At 75.6% G+C, this 15179-nt stretch carries 12 protein-coding genes; 4 read left to right on the top strand and 8 right to left on the bottom strand.

Going from position 1 to position 15179, the window contains the following annotated elements:
• Nucleotides 1-39 precede the first annotated feature (39 nt).
• Nucleotides 40-597 carry a flavodoxin domain-containing protein gene (locus SH587_RS00740; RefSeq protein ID WP_320668625.1) on the top strand — a complete coding sequence of 186 codons (558 nt, stop codon included), beginning with the start codon at nucleotides 40-42 and terminating at the stop codon, nucleotides 595-597.
• Nucleotides 594-1349: a VIT1/CCC1 transporter family protein gene (locus SH587_RS00735; protein WP_320668624.1), complete on the top strand. Its 756-nt coding sequence runs from the start codon at nucleotides 594-596 to the stop codon at nucleotides 1347-1349. Before SH587_RS00740 ends, SH587_RS00735 begins: the two co-directional genes overlap by 4 nt.
• A gap of 7 nt (nucleotides 1350-1356) precedes the next feature.
• Here the strand turns inward: SH587_RS00735 and SH587_RS00730 are convergent, their stop codons facing one another.
• The 5 genes from SH587_RS00730 to SH587_RS00710 all read right to left on the bottom strand — a co-directional run bounded on the left by SH587_RS00730 (nucleotide 1357) and on the right by SH587_RS00710 (nucleotide 7889).
• Complete coding sequence (locus tag SH587_RS00730) at nucleotides 1357-1731, bottom strand: SRPBCC family protein (RefSeq protein WP_320668623.1); 375 nt, start codon at nucleotides 1729-1731, stop codon at nucleotides 1357-1359.
• 29 nt (nucleotides 1732-1760) lie between these two features.
• Nucleotides 1761-4436, bottom strand: coding sequence for a cation-translocating P-type ATPase (locus tag SH587_RS00725; RefSeq protein ID WP_320668622.1), 2676 nt, complete (start codon nucleotides 4434-4436; stop codon nucleotides 1761-1763).
• Complete coding sequence (locus tag SH587_RS00720; RefSeq protein WP_320668621.1) at nucleotides 4436-5980, bottom strand: aldehyde dehydrogenase family protein; 1545 nt, start codon at nucleotides 5978-5980, stop codon at nucleotides 4436-4438. The genes SH587_RS00725 and SH587_RS00720 overlap by 1 nt, the downstream gene beginning before the upstream one ends.
• A gap of 37 nt (nucleotides 5981-6017) precedes the next feature.
• Nucleotides 6018-7088, bottom strand: a complete 1071-nt coding sequence (locus SH587_RS00715) for a zinc-dependent alcohol dehydrogenase (RefSeq protein WP_320668620.1) — start codon at nucleotides 7086-7088, stop codon at nucleotides 6018-6020.
• A 126-nt stretch (nucleotides 7089-7214) separates the two neighbouring features.
• Entirely contained in the window at nucleotides 7215-7889 is a 675-nt protein-coding gene (locus tag SH587_RS00710; RefSeq protein ID WP_320668619.1) for a response regulator, read from the bottom strand.
• 185 nt (nucleotides 7890-8074) lie between these two features.
• Between SH587_RS00710 and SH587_RS00705 the strand changes: the two genes are divergently transcribed.
• Nucleotides 8075-8956, top strand: a complete 882-nt coding sequence (locus tag SH587_RS00705; RefSeq protein ID WP_320668618.1) for a universal stress protein — start codon at nucleotides 8075-8077, stop codon at nucleotides 8954-8956.
• 98 nt (nucleotides 8957-9054) lie between these two features.
• Complete coding sequence (locus SH587_RS00700; protein ID WP_320668617.1) at nucleotides 9055-10746, top strand: GAF domain-containing sensor histidine kinase; 1692 nt, start codon at nucleotides 9055-9057, stop codon at nucleotides 10744-10746.
• Between the two features lie 14 nt (nucleotides 10747-10760).
• On the opposite strand, the gene cydC is transcribed toward SH587_RS00700, so the two are convergent.
• The 3 genes from cydC to cydB are packed head-to-tail and all read right to left on the bottom strand — an operon-like array spanning nucleotide 10761 to nucleotide 15170.
• Nucleotides 10761-12419, bottom strand: coding sequence for a thiol reductant ABC exporter subunit CydC (gene cydC, locus SH587_RS00695; RefSeq protein ID WP_320668616.1), 1659 nt, complete (start codon nucleotides 12417-12419; stop codon nucleotides 10761-10763).
• Nucleotides 12416-14107: a thiol reductant ABC exporter subunit CydD gene (gene cydD / locus SH587_RS00690; protein ID WP_320668615.1), complete on the bottom strand. Its 1692-nt coding sequence runs from the start codon at nucleotides 14105-14107 to the stop codon at nucleotides 12416-12418. The genes cydC and cydD overlap by 4 nt, the downstream gene beginning before the upstream one ends.
• A 1-nt stretch (nucleotide 14108) precedes the next feature.
• Nucleotides 14109-15170 (bottom strand): cytochrome d ubiquinol oxidase subunit II, encoded by a 1062-nt coding sequence (cydB, locus tag SH587_RS00685; RefSeq protein WP_320668614.1) that lies wholly within the window; start codon nucleotides 15168-15170, stop codon nucleotides 14109-14111.
• Nucleotides 15171-15179 lie beyond the last annotated feature (9 nt).

Raw genomic sequence — 15179 nt, 5'->3', positions numbered from 1 at the left:
GCGCGCGACGCTGGAGCGGCACCCGTTCGGAGCCTCACGATGACCAAGCCTTGTCTCGTCCTCTACGCCAGCCAGCACGGCCACGTGCGCAAGATCGCCCTCCGGATCGCCCAGCGCCTGCGCGAGGCAGGTCTCGGCGTCGTCGTCGCCGATCTCGCCGACGGGTCCGCCATCGACGTCGAGGACTACGGGCTGGTGGTCGCGGGCGGCGCGATCCACGCCGGACGTCATCCGCGGGCGCTCCGCCGCTGGCTCGCCGACCGCGCGCCGGCCCTCAACGCCCGTCCGACCGCCGTCTTCTCCGTCTCGCTGGCGGCGGCCGACCCGGCGCCGGCGACGAAGGCGGCGACCGAGGCCCAGCTCGACGGGCTGCTGGCCGAAGCGGGCGTCGTCCCGGTCTGCCGGGCCTGTTTCGGCGGCGCGCTCCAGTACCGCGAGTACGGCTGGCCGACGCGCTGGCTGATGCGGCGGATCGCCCGCAAGCAGGGGCTGCCGACCGACGTCTCGCAGGACGTCGACTTCACCGACTGGGACGCCGTGGACCGCTTCGCCGCGCGGACCGGCAGCGTGGCCCCCGCCGGCGCGCTCGTCCGATGACGACCGACGGGACCGGGACGCTGGCGGCGCAGCACACGGCGACCGCGATCCGGGACCGCCTGGCCGCCGAGCGCCCGCCGAGCGTGCTGCGGGACGCGATCTACGGGGCGATCGACGGCAGCGTCACCACCTTCGCCGTCGTCGCCGGGGTGGCCGGCGCGCAGCTCTCGGAGCGGGTCGTGATCGTGCTCGGCGCGGCCAACCTGCTGGCCGATGGCTTCAGCATGGCGGTGAGCAACTTCCTCGGCACCCGGGCCGAGGCGCAGCAGCGGGCGCACGCTCGCCGCGACGAGGAGCGCCAGATCGACCTGATCCCCGAGGGCGAGCGGGAGGAGGTCCGGCAGATCCTCGCCGCCAAGGGCTTCGCCGGCTCCCAGCTCGAGGACGCCGTCGCGGTCCTCACCCGCGACCGCCGGGTCTGGGTCGACACGATGATGCGCGAGGAGCTGGGCTTCGCCGTCGGCGCGCCGACGCCGCTGCGGGCCGCGGCCGCGACGATGGCGGCCTTCCTCGTCGTCGGCTTCCTGCCGCTGGCCGTCTACGTCGCCGACCTGGCCGTTCCCGGCCGGATCCCCGCGCCGTTCGCGTGGAGCGCCACCCTGACCGCCGTCGGGTTCCTGATCGTCGGCGCGCTCAAGGCGGGCGTCGTCGGCCAGCGCCGGCTGCGCGGAGCGCTCGAGACGCTGGCCGTCGGCGGCGCGGCGGCCGCTCTGGCGTTCGCGGTCGGGGTGCTGCTCCAGGGCGTCGGCTGAGCCAGGCTCAGACCTCGGCCTCGACCAGTCGCCGGATCGCGTCGAGGGTGGCGGCGACGTCGCGGTCGGGATCGCCGTGGGTGGCGGTCAGGCTCAGCGTCAGCCGCGACCCGTCGCCGTCCGGCTCGACCGCCAACCGGCCGTGGTACGGGCCACCGTCGGTCCCCCACTCGATCGCGCGGGCCGTCTCGTCGGCGCGGAACCAGGCCTGGCCGGTCTGCGTGTGGCCGCCGTAGCGGGCCTCGACCTCGACGTGGCCGTCGCCGGTGGCGTGGGCCGCCCGCACCTGCGGGACGTAGCGCGGCAGGTTGTCGACGTCGGCCAGGGCGGCGAAGAGCCGTGCCGGATCGGCGGCGACGTGCTCGGCGTGCTGGAGCTCCACGGGGTCCTCCCAGAGGGTGGTCGTCGCGCTCACCGTACGCCCGGGCGCGGCGTCGGGCAAGTGCGGGCCGGAGACGCCGGTCGGTGACGCCACCACTTCTCGACGCCGACGACCGGCACCACCACCGCTCCCGCCGCGACGGCCAGCAGCCAGTCGCCGGCGTCGAGCGCCGCCGTACCGAACAGCCGCTGCATCACCGGCAGCTGCACGAAGCCGACGTGGAGCACCAGCAGCAGCGCGACCCCGATCGGCACCGCGCGGTTGCCGCGCAGGCCCCGCCCGAGTCCCTCCCGCGTTCGGCAGAGCAGCAGGTAGAAGATCTGGAAGAAGGCGATCGACGTCACCGCCAGCGTCTGCGCGTGGGCGAGCGCGGCGTCCGTCGGTCGGGCACCGGCGGGACCGTCGAGGCTGACCAGGAAGAGGACGATCGCGACCGCCGCCATCAGCAGGCCGACGTAGACGGTGCGGACGGCGACGAACGACGACAGCAGCCGCTCTTCCCGCGGGCGGGGAGGGCGACGCATCAGGCCCGGCTCCCGCGCCTCGAAGGCCAGCGGCAGGGCGAGCGAGACCGTCGCCACGAGGTTGATCCACAGCACCTGGACCGGCGCGATCGGCAGCAGCGGCTCTCCGCCGTGGATCGGGAAGGCCAGCACCGCGGCCAGGATCACCAGCCCTTCCCCGAGGTTGGTCGGCAGCGCGAAGGCCAGCGCCTTCACCAGGTTGTCGTAGACGCGGCGCCCTTCCTCGATCGCGGCGCGGATGGTGGAGAAGTCGTCGTCGGCGAGGACGATGTCGGCGGCCTCCTTGGCCGCCGCGGTCCCGCCGCGGCCCATCGCCAGGCCGACATCGGCCTGGCGCAGCGCGGGCGCGTCGTTGACGCCGTCGCCGGTCATCGCGACGACGTGGCCGTCGGCCTGCAGCGCCCGCACGAGCCGCAGCTTGTGCTCGGGCGCGACCCGCGCGAAGACGGCGCACTCCCGTGCGCGATCACGCAGCTCAGCATCGTCGAGGCGCTCGATCACGGGCCCGGTCAACGCCGGCCGTCGGCCGGCGATCCCGAGCGCCCGGCCGATCGCGGTCGCCGTCTCGGCGTGGTCGCCGGTGATCATCTTGACTTCGACGCCCGCCGCCGCGCAGGCGGCCACCGCCTCTGCCGCCTGCTCCCGCGGCGGGTCCTGCAGACCGACCAGGCCGAGCAGCCGCAGCGGGCCGGCCGCCGGATCGGCGCCGGCCGGCCCAGAGGCGACAGCCAGCACGCGCAGGCCGTCGGCTGCGTAGCGCGCGACCACCGCGGCGGCGGCGTTGGCGGCGTCGCCGACCCGCCCGAGCAGCACCTCCGGCGCGCCCTTCAGGTAGGTGGCGTCGGCGTGCCCGCTGGCCATCCAGCGACGCTCGGCGTCGAACGGCACGAGCCGCTGGCGTGGCTGTCGACGGCGGAGCCCATCGAGCGCGATCCCGGCCCGCTCGGCGGCGGCCAGCAGGGCGCCGTCGGTCGGGTCCCCGATCACCGTCCGCCCCGCGCCGCCGCCGTCGAACCGCGCCTCGGTCGCCAGCGCGGCAGCCTCCAACAGCGCCGTCGACGCGCCGTCGATGGTCGCCGACGCGCCGTCGACGCGCCGGACGACGCCGCGCGGCCCGTAGCCGGCGCCGTCGAGCTCGAGCTCGGCGCCGCCCGGCGTCCACGCCCGCCGCAGCAGCATCTCGTTGCGGGTCAGCGTGCCCGTCTTGTCGCTGCAGACCACGGTCGTGGAGCCGAGCGTCTCGACCGCCGGCAGCTCGCGGACGATGGCGCGCCGGCGCGCCATCCGCTGGACCCCGACCGCGAGCGCGATCGTGACGATCGCCGGCAGCCCCTCGGGGATCGCCGCGACCGCCAGCGTGATCGCGGCCAACAGCGCGTCCGCGAGCGGGTATCCGCGCAGCAATGCCACGGCCAGCAGCAGGAACGCGATCGCCGCGATCGCCCGGGTGATGACGCGTGCGAGGCCGGCGATCGCCTCGGTCAGCGGCGTTCGCGTGCCGTCGGTCGCCGCCAGCAGCGCCGAGATCCGGCCGAGCTCCGTCTCGGCCCCCGTCCGCACGATCAGCGCGCGGGCCCGTCCCGCCACGACGAGCGTCCCGGCGTGCAGCATCGGCGTGCGGTCGGCCAGCGGCGCGTCGACCGCCACGGCGGCGACCCGCTTGTCGACCGGCAGCGACTCGCCCGTGAGCGCCGACTCGTCCGCCCGCAGCGCGTCGGCGCGCAGCAGCCGCGCGTCGGCGGCGACTCGCTCGCCCGCCTCGACGGCGACGATGTCGCCCGGCACCAGCTCGTCGGCCGGGCGGGTGGTCCAGCGGCCGTCGCGGCGAACGGCGACCGGGTCGGCGACCAACGCCGCCAGCGCCGCGATCGCCCGTCCCGCCCGGTGCTCCTGCGCGAAGCCGATCCCGGCGTTGGCCACCACCACCGCCAGCACGACCGCGGCGTCGGTCAGCTCGCCGAGCGCCGCCGCCACGGCGGCCGACGCCAGCAGCGCGTAGATCAGCGGACTGGCGAACTGCCGCAGCAGGATCCGCGCGGCGGAGGGCCCGTCGTCGCGGGCGACGACGTTGGCCCCCCAGCGGGCACGGCGGGCGTCGGCCTCGACGGTCGTCAGCCCGCTCGCTGTGGCGCCGAGCGCGCCGAGCGCCTGTTCCGGCGTCCGCGCGTGCCAGGGCTCCATCAGAAGAAGCCCATCGGCTCCGGGTCGTAGCTCACCAGCAGGCACTTCGTCTGCGTGTAGTGCGCCAGCATCTGCTGGTGGTTCTCGCGCCCGACGCCGGACTGCTTGTAGCCGCCGAACGCGGCGTGGGCCGGGTACAGGTGGTAACAGTTGGTCCAGACCCGGCCGGCCTCGATCGCCCGGCCGACGCGGAAGGCACGGCTGCCGTCGCGGGTCCAGACGCCGGCGCCGAGGCCGTAGCTCGTGTCGTTGGCGATCCGGATCGCCTCGGCCTCGTCCGCGAAGGTCGTGACCGCGAGCACCGGACCGAAGATCTCCTCCTGGAAGATCCGCATCTCGTTGCTGCCCCGGAGCACCGTCGGCTGGTAGTACGAGCCGCCGGCCAGCGGTTCGTCGAGCTGCGGCCGGTGGCCCCCGATCAGCAGCTCGGCGCCCTCCTCGAGGCCGATCTGGACGTAGCGCTCGATCGTCGCCCGTTGGTCGTGGGAGACCTGCGGGCCGACCTGGACGCGGCGGTCGAGGGCGTGGCCCTGACGGATCGCGGCGATCCGCGGCAGCGCCCGCTCCATGAACGCGTCGTAGATCGACTCCTGGATCAGCGCCCGCGACGGACAGGTGCAGACCTCGCCCTTGTTGAAGGCGTAGAGCACGAGCCCCTCGATCGCCTTGTCGAGCAGCGCGTCGTCGGCGTCCATCAGGTCGGCAAAGAAGAGGTTCGGCGACTTGCCGCCGAGCTCGGTGGTCGACGGGATCAGACGCTCGGCGGCGTAGCCCATGATCTCGCGGCCGACGGCGGTCGACCCGGTGAACGCGACCTTCGCGATCCGCGGGTTGGTGGCGAGCGCACGCCCGATCTCGCCGCCCGGCCCGTTGATGACGTTCAACACGCCGGCCGGGATCAGGTCGCCGACGATCTCGCAGAGCTTGAGGATCGACCACGGGGTCGGACTGGCCGGCTTCACGATCGTGCAGTTGCCGGCCGCGAGCGCCGGGGCGATCTTCCACGCCGCCATCAGCAGCGGGAAGTTGAAGGGGATGATCTGCGCGACCACGCCGAGCGGCTCCTGGAAGTGGTAGGCGCAGGTCTCGGCGTCGATCTGGGAGATCCGGCCCTCCTGGGCCCGCGCGACCCCCGCGAAGTAGCGGAAGTGGTCGATCGCCAGCGGCAGGTCGGCGGCGAGCGTCTCGCGGACCGGCTTGCCGTTGTCCCAGCTCTCGGCGATCGCCAGCTCCTCCAGGTGCCGCTCGAGCGCGTCGGCGACCGCGTTGAGCACCGCGGCGCGCTCGGCCGGCGAGCTGCGCGCCCAGCCCGGACGGGCCGCGTGCGCGGCGTCCAGCGCCCACTCGACGTCGTGGGTGGTCGAGGCCGGGACCTCGCAGATCGTCTCGCCGGTGACCGGCGTGCGGTTGGGGCGGTAGCGCCCCTCGGCGGGCGCGACGAACGCGCCGCCGATGAAGTTGCCGTAGCGCTCGGCGACGGCGACCGGGCTGCCGGGGGTCCCCGGCGCGGCGAAGGTCGTCGGGGCCTGCTCGACGGTGGCCATGGGTCTGCTCCTCGGGTCGAGGTCGGATGGATCGCGGTCAGTCGCCCGCGACGATGCTGTGGTGCGCGTGCCCGGTCGCCAGCGGCGCGGGCTGCAGGCGGAAGACGGTGCGGGCGGCCCCGGCGCTGCCGTCGAGGATCGCCTCGATCGCGTCGTTGACGTCGTCGAGCCGGGCCTCCGCTCGCTCGACCTGGGTCCGGCCGCGGCGGTGGAGGTCGAAGACCTCGACCAGGTCCTGGTGGGTGCCGACGATCGAGCCCTTCAGGGTCAGTCCGCCGAGCACCGTCTCGAAGATCGGCACCTTCATCGCGTTGTCGGCCGGCAGGCCGACGCAGACCAGCGTCCCGCCGCGGGCCAGCGAGCCCATCGCCTGCTCGAACGCGACCGGGGCGACCGCGGTCGAGATCGCCGCCTGGGCGCCGCCGAGCCGCTGGATCGCCGCCACCGGGTCCTCCTCGCCGGCGTGGACGACGTGATCGGCGCCGACGCGGCTGGCGGTCTCCAAGCGCTCCGGGTTGACGTCGACCGCGACCACCTCGGCCCCGGTCACCTTCGCGTACTGGACGGCCAGGTGACCGAGCCCGCCGACGCCATAGACGGCGACCAGGTCAGCCGAGCGGGCGCCGGACTCCTTGACCGCCTTGTAGGTCGTCACGCCGGCGCAGGTGAGCGGCGCGGCGTCGGCCGGATCGACGCCGTCGGGCACCACCACGACGTGGCGGGCGTAGCCGACCGCGTACTCGGCGAAGCCGCCGTTGATCGAGTAGCCGGTGTTCAGCTGCTGGTGGCAGAGCGTCTCGCGGCCGCTGTTGCAGTAGCCGCAGTCGCCGCAGGCGTAGCCGAGCCAGGGGATCGCGACCCGCATGCCGGTGGCGAGACCGTGGTCGTTGCCGGCGCCGACCTGGTCGATCACGCCGACCGTCTCGTGGCCGGGGATGAAGGGCGGCTCCGGCTTCACCGGCCACTCGCCGCGGGCGGCGTGGATGTCGGTGTGACAGAGGCCCGAGGCCTCGACGCGGACGAGGACCTGCTCCGGCCCGGGCTGCGGGACGGGGACGTCCTCGATCGCGAGCGGATCGGAGAAGCGGTGGACGACGGCGGCCTTCATGGTGGGATCCCTTCGGTGGCTCCGGGGCGGTCGAGCCCACGTTCGCGCCCCGTGAGGCGCACGCCATCGGGGATCCCTCGCCCCGTGCGTCGGTAGTCGTCCGCAGTCGCGCTCCGCGACCGCCGGTCAGGCGCCCTCGCCCTCCAGCAGGCCGTGGTCGAGCGCGTAGCGGACCAGCTCGGCACGCGTCGAGCGACGGATCTTCTGCTGGATGTGGGCCCGGTGCGACTCGACCGTCCGCACCGAGAGGAACAGCTGCTCGCCGATCTCGCTGTTGGTGTGGCCGAGGGCGATCAGCCGCAGCACCTCCAGCTCGCGCGGGCTGAGGTCGTCGGGCGGACCGCTCGGCGGCGGCTCGGCGGCGATCCGGGCGCCGAGCGACGGGTGCAGGTAGGTCTGGCCGCGGGTCGCCATCCGGACCGCCTGGACCAGCTCCTCGTCGGCCGCCTCCTTCAGCACGTAGCCGAGCGCCCCCGACCGCAGCGCCTCACGCGCGAACGCCGGGTCCTGCTGCATCGTCAGCACCACGATCGCCGTCCCCGGCGCCTGCTCCCGCATCCGCGGGATCGCCGACAGGCTCGACTCACCCGGCATGTTCAGGTCCAGGACCAGCACGTCCGGCTTGTAGGCCTTGACCGAGCGGAGCGCCGCAGCGACGTCCCCGGCCTCGGCCACGACCTCGAGGTCGGGCTCCGCGTCCAGCACGCGGCGGAGGCCGCTGCGGACGATCGCGTGGTCGTCGGCGAGGGCGATCCGCACGCGCGGCGCCTCGGGCGTTGGCTGGTCGTCCGAGCCGGGCATCGCCGTGACGCTACCCGCCCCCGCCGTCGCCGGCCAGCGGGGAACTCGCCTCTTCCGCTCGGGGGAAACCACGGAGGCCGGTCCGTCCGTGCGGGCTACGGACCATGGTTGCGGGTGGTGGCCGATGGCGCGACGGCGGGCCGGACGTACGGTCGTCCGAGACCGTTTCCAGGGAGATCCTGCTCATGTTCCACCGCATCCTCGTCGGCGTCGACGGCGCCCCGCCGTCGCACGGCGCGCTCCGGCTCGCCGAGCAGCTCGCCGCCGCCGACGCCACCATCATCGTCGCCAACGTCGTGCTCTACGACTCGGCGCCCGGCCGTGCCTCCGCCGTCGACATCGAGCCTTATCTCCGCGACGACAGCGCCGCGATCCTCGACGACGCGCGGGGCGTCCTCGGGCCGCGGCCGGGCGCCGAGTACGTGGCACCGGTCGCGACCACCGTCGCGTCCGGGCTCCACCGCGTCGCCGACGAGACGCTCTGCGATCTGATCGTCGTCGGGGCCAGCCGCCGCCGTGGCGCCGGCCGCGTCGTCCTCGGCAGCGACAGCGAGGCCACCCTCCACCAAGCGCCGTGCGCCGTCGCGGTCGCCACACCGGCCTCCGTGGCGCTGGGACGGATCGGCGTCGCCTTCGACGGCACCGAGGCCGGCCGCCGCGCGGTCGCCGCCGCCGGCGAGATCGCCGCCGATCGCGATGCCGCGCTGACGGTCCTGTCCGTGGTCGACACCCGCCACGTCTACGCGAGCTTCGGCCCCGCCGGCGGCTACGGCGATCTCCGCGACCAAGCCCGCGAGCTGACCAGCGACGCGCTGCGCACGGTCCGCGGGGTCACGCGCGTGGAGCGCCAGCTGCACGAGGGCGACCCGGTCCACGAGATCCTCGCGCTCGGTCGCGAGGTCGACCTGCTGGTGCTCGGCGCCCGTCCCAACGGCCGGCTCCTGCGGCTGCTGCTGGGCAGCGTCTCCAGCCGCGTCGTCCGCCGCTCCACCTGCCCGGTCGTCGTCGTTCCCGAACACGCCGTCGTGCCGGCCGATGCCGCCGTCGCGCCGGCCCCCAGCGGCTGAGCCGCCGTACGCGTACGGCGGCGGACATCGGGGGTGGCGGCGGGGCCGCCGAAGGGGGAGAATCGTCGCGCCCGGCCCGGTCTACCGGGTGTTGGACGATGGACGACGCCACCCTCGACGAACCCCGTTTGCGCCGGCTGATCGCGGTCGGACGCAGCCTGGTCCAGGAACTCGACCGCGAGACGCTGCTCGACCAGATCCTGACCGCCGCCCAGGAGCTGACCGGCGCCCGCTACGCGGCGCTCGGGATCCTCGACGGCGACCGTGAGCACCTGGCTCGCTTCCTCACCCACGGCGTCGACGAGCCGACCCGCCGGGCGATCGGGGACCTGCCGCACGGGCGCGGCCTGCTCGGCGTCCTGATCCGCGAGCCCGAGCCGCTGCGATTGCCCAACCTGCACCATCACCCGCAGTCGTACGGCTTCCCGGCCGGGCATCCGGAGATGACCACCTTCCTCGGCACGCCGATCGTCGTCCGCGGCGAGGCCTGGGGCAACCTGTACCTGACCGAGAAGGAGGGCGGCGAGTTCACCGCCGCCGACGAGGAAGCAGTGGGGATCCTCGCCGACTGGGCCGCGGTCGCGGTCGAGAACGCGCGCCTCTACGAGGATGTCCGCCACCGCCATGACGAGCTGCAACGCGCGCACCAGAGCCTCGCGACGACCACCGCGATCGCTCGCGCGATCGGCGCCGAGACCGCGCTCGATCGCGTTCTCGAGCTGGTGGCCAAGCGCGGCCGCGCACTGATCGAAGCACGGGCGATGGTGGTCCTGTTGGCCGGGGGCGATCACCTGACCACCGCGGCGGTGGCGGGCGAGATCGACCGCGGGATCGAGGAGATTCGGCTCGGGGTCGAGGAGTCGACCGCCGGCCAGGTGCTGATGAGCGGGCGACCGTTGCGCCTCGCCGCCCGCGATCTGCGGATCCCGGCCCAGCGCTTCGGCGTACGCGAGGCAGCGGCAGCCCTGCTGGTCCCGATGACCTTCCGCGGCGAGGGCCTCGGCGTGCTCGCCGCGTTCGACCGGCTCGGCGCAAGTGACGACAGCGGGTTCACCGCTCGTGACGAGGCGACGCTGGTCGCCGTCGCGGCCAGCGCCGCCACCGCCGTCGCAACCGCCCAGACCGTCGGCGAGCAGCGGCTGCGCGAGGCGCTGGAGAGCTCCGAGCGCGAGCGCCGCCGCTGGGCCCGCGAGCTGCACGACGAGACGCTGCAGGGCCTCGGCGGCCTGCAGGTTCGCCTCTCCTCAGCGATCCGGCAGGATGCCCACGGAGACGGCCTCGGAGACGCCGCACGGGAGGTCGTCGACCAGATCTCGCTCGAGATCCAGAAGCTGCGGACGCTGATCACCGAACTGCGGCCGGCGACGCTCGACGAACTCGGGCTGGCGCCAGCCGTCGAGAGCCTGGCTCGCGATGTCGGCGCCACCACCGGGCTGTCGATCGATGTCGCGATCGACCTCAAGGACGCCGTCGAGCCGGGACAGGACCGTCTGTCCGCCGACCTGGAGACCGGGATCTACCGGATCGTGCAGGAGGCGCTGACCAACGTCGTCAAGCACGCAGCGGCCGAGCACGCGCTGATCCAGGTCCTGGCCGGCGATCGTGAGCTGCGCGTGACCGTGCGCGACGACGGCGTGGGGATCGACGAGGAACGCCTCCACGGCCGCAGCGGCTTCGGCGTCACCGGCATGCGCGAGCGGGTCGAGCTGGCCGGCGGCACGCTCGAGCTGCGGCCCGGCGAGCAGGGCGGCACGGTGCTCAGCGTCCGCTTGCCGCTCCGCAGCCCCTGAGCGGCCGGGGGCCGTCACACGCCCGTCAGCCGCAGGGTCCGCTCCGCCAGCCGGGCCTCGCCGGGACGGTGGGCGATCAGCAGCGCCGCGCGGCCAGGGACCGCGGCCAGGACGGTTCGGAGGATCGCGACCGCCTCGTCCTCCGGCAGATGGCTCGCCGGTTCGTCGAGCACGACCAGGCTGTGGCCGCGGGCCAGCAGCGCCCGCGCCAGCCCGATCCGCTGGCGCTCGCCGCCCGAGCAGCGAGCCCCGCGCTCGCCGAGCAGCGCGTCGAGTCCCTGCTCGAGCCCGGCCAGCCAGGGACCGGCGCCGACCGCCTCGAGCGCGGCGGTCAACGTCGCGTCGTCGGCGTCGGGACGCGCGAGCGCGAGGTTCGCCCGCAGGCTCGCGTCGAACAGGTAGGGGTCCTGCGGCACGTGCAGCACCCGCCGCCGCAGCGCCCGCGGGTCGAGGTCGGCGAGAGCCACCCCGCCGACCTCGACCCGGCCGGCGGCGACCGCCTCGACCGGCAGCCCGCCGACGAGCAGCTCGCCGACGGTGCTCTTGCCCGCGCCGCTCGGGCCGAGCAGCGCCAGCCGCTCGCCCGCGGCGAGGTCGAGGTCGAGGCCGTCGACCACCGTCCGCCCGCCGCGCACGATGCAGACCCCCCGCATGCGCACCGTCGCGTCGGCCGGAGCGAGACGACCGCCCGCCGTCGGAGCCGCCAGCAGCTGCTCGACCCGGCGCACGGCGCCGGCGGTGCGGTGCAGCTCGCGCGCCGCGGCCGGCGCCCCGCCGAGCACCTCGCCGACCCCGAGGGCCAGCAACGCCAGCAGGCTGGCGGCGGTCGCTGCGAGGACCCCGTCGGCGACCGCCGCGAGCGCGACCGCCAGCACCGCCACCGTCCCGAGTCCCGCGGCCGCCGACGCGCCGGCGGCGACCACCGCGTCGAGCGCGGCCTCGCGGTCCTCGACCCGAGCCAGCGAGCGGCCCCGCTCCCGCACCCGTCCCCGCTGCGCCGCGCCGGCACCGGCCATCACCAGCTCCTCGGCCCCGTCGAGGGTCGCGGCCAGGTCGCCGATCAGCTCGCTCCGACGCGTCCCGCGAGCGCGCGCGGCGCCGCGGCCGACCGCCTGGGCGACGACCGGCAGCACGACGCCGATCACCAGCACGGTCGCGGCGAGCGCCAGCGCCGCCTTCGGCAGCAGCAGCGCGGCCGCCGCGACCGCCGCCACCCCGACGGCGGCCGCGGCGGCCAGCGGCGCCAGCGAGCGCAGGAACGCGTCCTGGACCCGGTCGACGTCGGCCACGGCCCGGTCGAGCAGGTCGGTGCTGGCCGCGTCCGAGGGCGGACCGGCGGCGAGGCCGGCGAAGGCCGACGCGCGGATCCGGGCGAGGATGCCCAGCACCGCGTCGTGGCCGACCAGCCGCTCGCCGTAGCGGGCGACCGCACGCACCAGGCCCAGGGCCCGCACGCAGACGATCGCGACGGTCAGCGAGAGCACCGGCGGCTGCTCGGCCGCGCGCGCGATCAAGTAGCCGGAGAGCGCGAGCAGGGCGGTCCCCGACGCTCCGGCCAGGGTGCCCAGTGCGGCGGCGGCCGCGACCCGCCGGCGCTCGACCGGGGTCGCCAGCCGCAGGGCGCGGCGCACCAGCGGCAGCGCCCGGTTCTCGGCGGCGGAGGCGGTCGTCATGCCAGCAGCTCCAGGGACGGGAACGAGGCCGACGCGGGATCGGGGGCGACGTGGCCGCCGCGCAGCCGCAGCCGCTCGTCGGCCAGCGCCAACGGCAGCGGGTCGTGGGTGGCGATCACCGCGGTCCGGCCGGCCACCAGCCGACGGAGCGCGTCGACCACCTGCTCGGCGGCGAGCCGGTCGAGGTTCGCCGTCGGCTCGTCGACCAGCACCAGTCGCGGTTGCCGGAGGACGGCCCGGGCGACGGCCAGCCGCCGCCGCTCGCCGGCCGAGAGCGGCAGCCCGCCGTCGCCGAGCCGGCTCTCCAGGCCGTCCGGGAGCGCCGCCAGCAGCGGCCCGAACCCGGCCGCGTCGAGGGCGGCCCGCAGCGCGTGCTCGGTCGCCGGACGACCCATCCGCAGGTTGTCGGCCAGCGACGCCGGCAGCAGCACCGGGTGCTGGGGGATCCAGGCGACGTCGGCCCGCCAGCGCTCGAGGTCGAGGCTCGCCAGATCGCGGCCGCCGCAGGCGACGGTGCCGGCGGCCGGAGCCCGCAGCCCCGCCAGCAGCCGCAGCAGCGTGGTCTTGCCGGAGCCCGACGGGCCGGTCACGACGGTCGTGCGACCGGCCGGGACCACCAGATCGACGCCGTCGAGCGCCGGCCGCTCGCGATCACCGGCGGCGGTGACGACGGCGGTCACGACCACGTCGTGGCGCCCAGCGTCGGCGCTGCCGGCCCCGGGCACGCCGACCGGCACCGCGGGCGGGCGGGCGGCGGCCGCGGCCAGCTCGCGCAGCACCGGCTCGGCGTCAGCGGCCGCGTGGTACTCGGCGCCCAGGCGGCGGAGCGGGGCGAAGACCTCGGGCGCGAGCACCAGGGCGGTGATCGCGGGCGCGAACGCCATCGACCCGCCGGCCAGGCGGATGCCGCAGGCGACGGCCACCAGCGCCGTGCCGAGCATCGCCACCAGCTCCAGCACGAAGCTCGACAGGAACGCCTCGCGAAGGACGGCCACGGTCCCCCGGCGGTAGCCCTCGCCGGCCCGGCGGACCTGCTCGACCTGGAACCGCTCGCGACCGTGGGCCCGCAGCACCGGCAGCCCGCGCAGCACGTCGAGCAGATGCCCGTCGAGCAGCCGCAGCGCCGCGTGGCGGCGGTCGGTCGCGGCCTGCGCCCGCAGCCCGACGAGGATCAGGAAGACGACGGCGACCGGCAGCGCGACCGCCAGCAGCCCGGCGCTGAGCGGATCGGCGGCGGCGACCGCCGCCAGCGCCAGCAGCGGCCCGGCGGTCGCGACGGCGCGCTGCGGCAGATAGCCGCCCGCGTAGCGTCCGACCGCGTCGGCACCGTGGACGGCGGTCGCGGCGAGCGCGCCCGGCCGTTCCTCCCCCGTTGCGGCTCCCGCCAGCGCACCGTCGACCACCCGCTCGCGGAGCGCGGCAACGGCCCGGCGGCCGGCGCGGCCGCCGTCGACCTCGGCGGCCGCGGCGAGCCCGGCGCGCAGCAGGACCACCGCAGCCAGCGCCGCGAGCGCCGGCGCCACGGCGCCACGGTCCGGCACCCCTGCGACCGCGATCGCGATCGCGTGGGCCAGGAGCACGGCCTGGGCGACCGCCGCGGCCGCGGTCAGCGTGCCGAGCAGCGCGACCCGGCGCCCCCGTCCCCGCAGGTCGGGGGCGAGCGCGCCGAGGTCGACCCGCCGCGCCATCTCAGGAGTCTCCGCCGGGGTGCAGCGAGCGGAGCGCGGCCCCTGCTCCGCCCTCCGGGAACCCCTCCGCCGAGACCCGGTGACGGAAGACCCAGTACGACCAGCCCTGGTAGAGCAGCACCACCGGGGTGACGAGGATCGCCACGATCGTCATCACCTTCAGCGTGTAGTGCTGCGAGGCGGTGGCGGCGATCGTCAGCGTGCCGGCCGGATCGTCGGTCGACGGCAGCACGTTCGGCCACAGCTGCGCGAACAGCAGCACCACGGCGGCGGCGATCGTCAGCGCCGTGCCGGCGAAGGCGACGGCCTCGCGGTCGAGCCGCAGGGCGGCGCCGGTGGCCACCAGCCCGACCACGGCCAGCGCCACGGCCAGCGCCCCGATCGCCGACGGATCGCGGGCGACGTCGCTGGCGCCGAGCAGCGTCCAGAGTCCGAAGGCAGCCACCAGCAGCGTCGCGACCGGCCAGATCCGCAGCGCCAGCGCACGGGCCCGCGGCCGCAGGTCGCCCGCCGTCCGCAGGCCGAGGAAGGTCGCGCCGTGGAGCGCGAAGAGGGCCAGGACGGCGACGCCGCCGAGCAGCGAGTAGGGGTTGAGCAGGTCGAGCAGGCTGCCGGTGAAGTCGTGGTTGGCGTCCATCGGGATCCCGTGGACGACGTTCGCCAGCCCGACGGCGGCCATCAGCGGCGCGGCCACCGAGGCCACGAAGAGCACCCGGTCCCAGCGGGCCGTCCAGCGGGGTCCGTCGTGCTTGCGGCGGTACTCGATCGCCAGCACCCGCACGATCAGCGCCACCAGCAGGATCAGCAGCGGCAGGTACATGGCGCTGAACATCGACGCGTACCAGTTGGGGAAGGCCGCGAACATCGCGCCGCCGGCCACCAGCAGCCAGACCTCGTTCCCGTCCCAGACGGGGCCGAAGGTCCGCACCAGCGCGTCGCGCTCCTCGGGGCGGCGTCCCAGCACCGGCAGCAGCATGCCGACGCCGAAGTCGAAGCCCTCGAGGATCAGGTAGCCGGTCCAGAGCAGCGCGATCAGCAGGAACCAGAGGGTCGGGAGGTCCATCGTCGTCGT

The organism is Patulibacter defluvii, from assembly GCF_034096925.1.
GTDB classification, from domain to species: domain Bacteria; phylum Actinomycetota; class Thermoleophilia; order Solirubrobacterales; family Solirubrobacteraceae; genus Patulibacter; species Patulibacter defluvii.
This window is presented reverse-complemented; position numbering and strand designations above follow the sequence as displayed.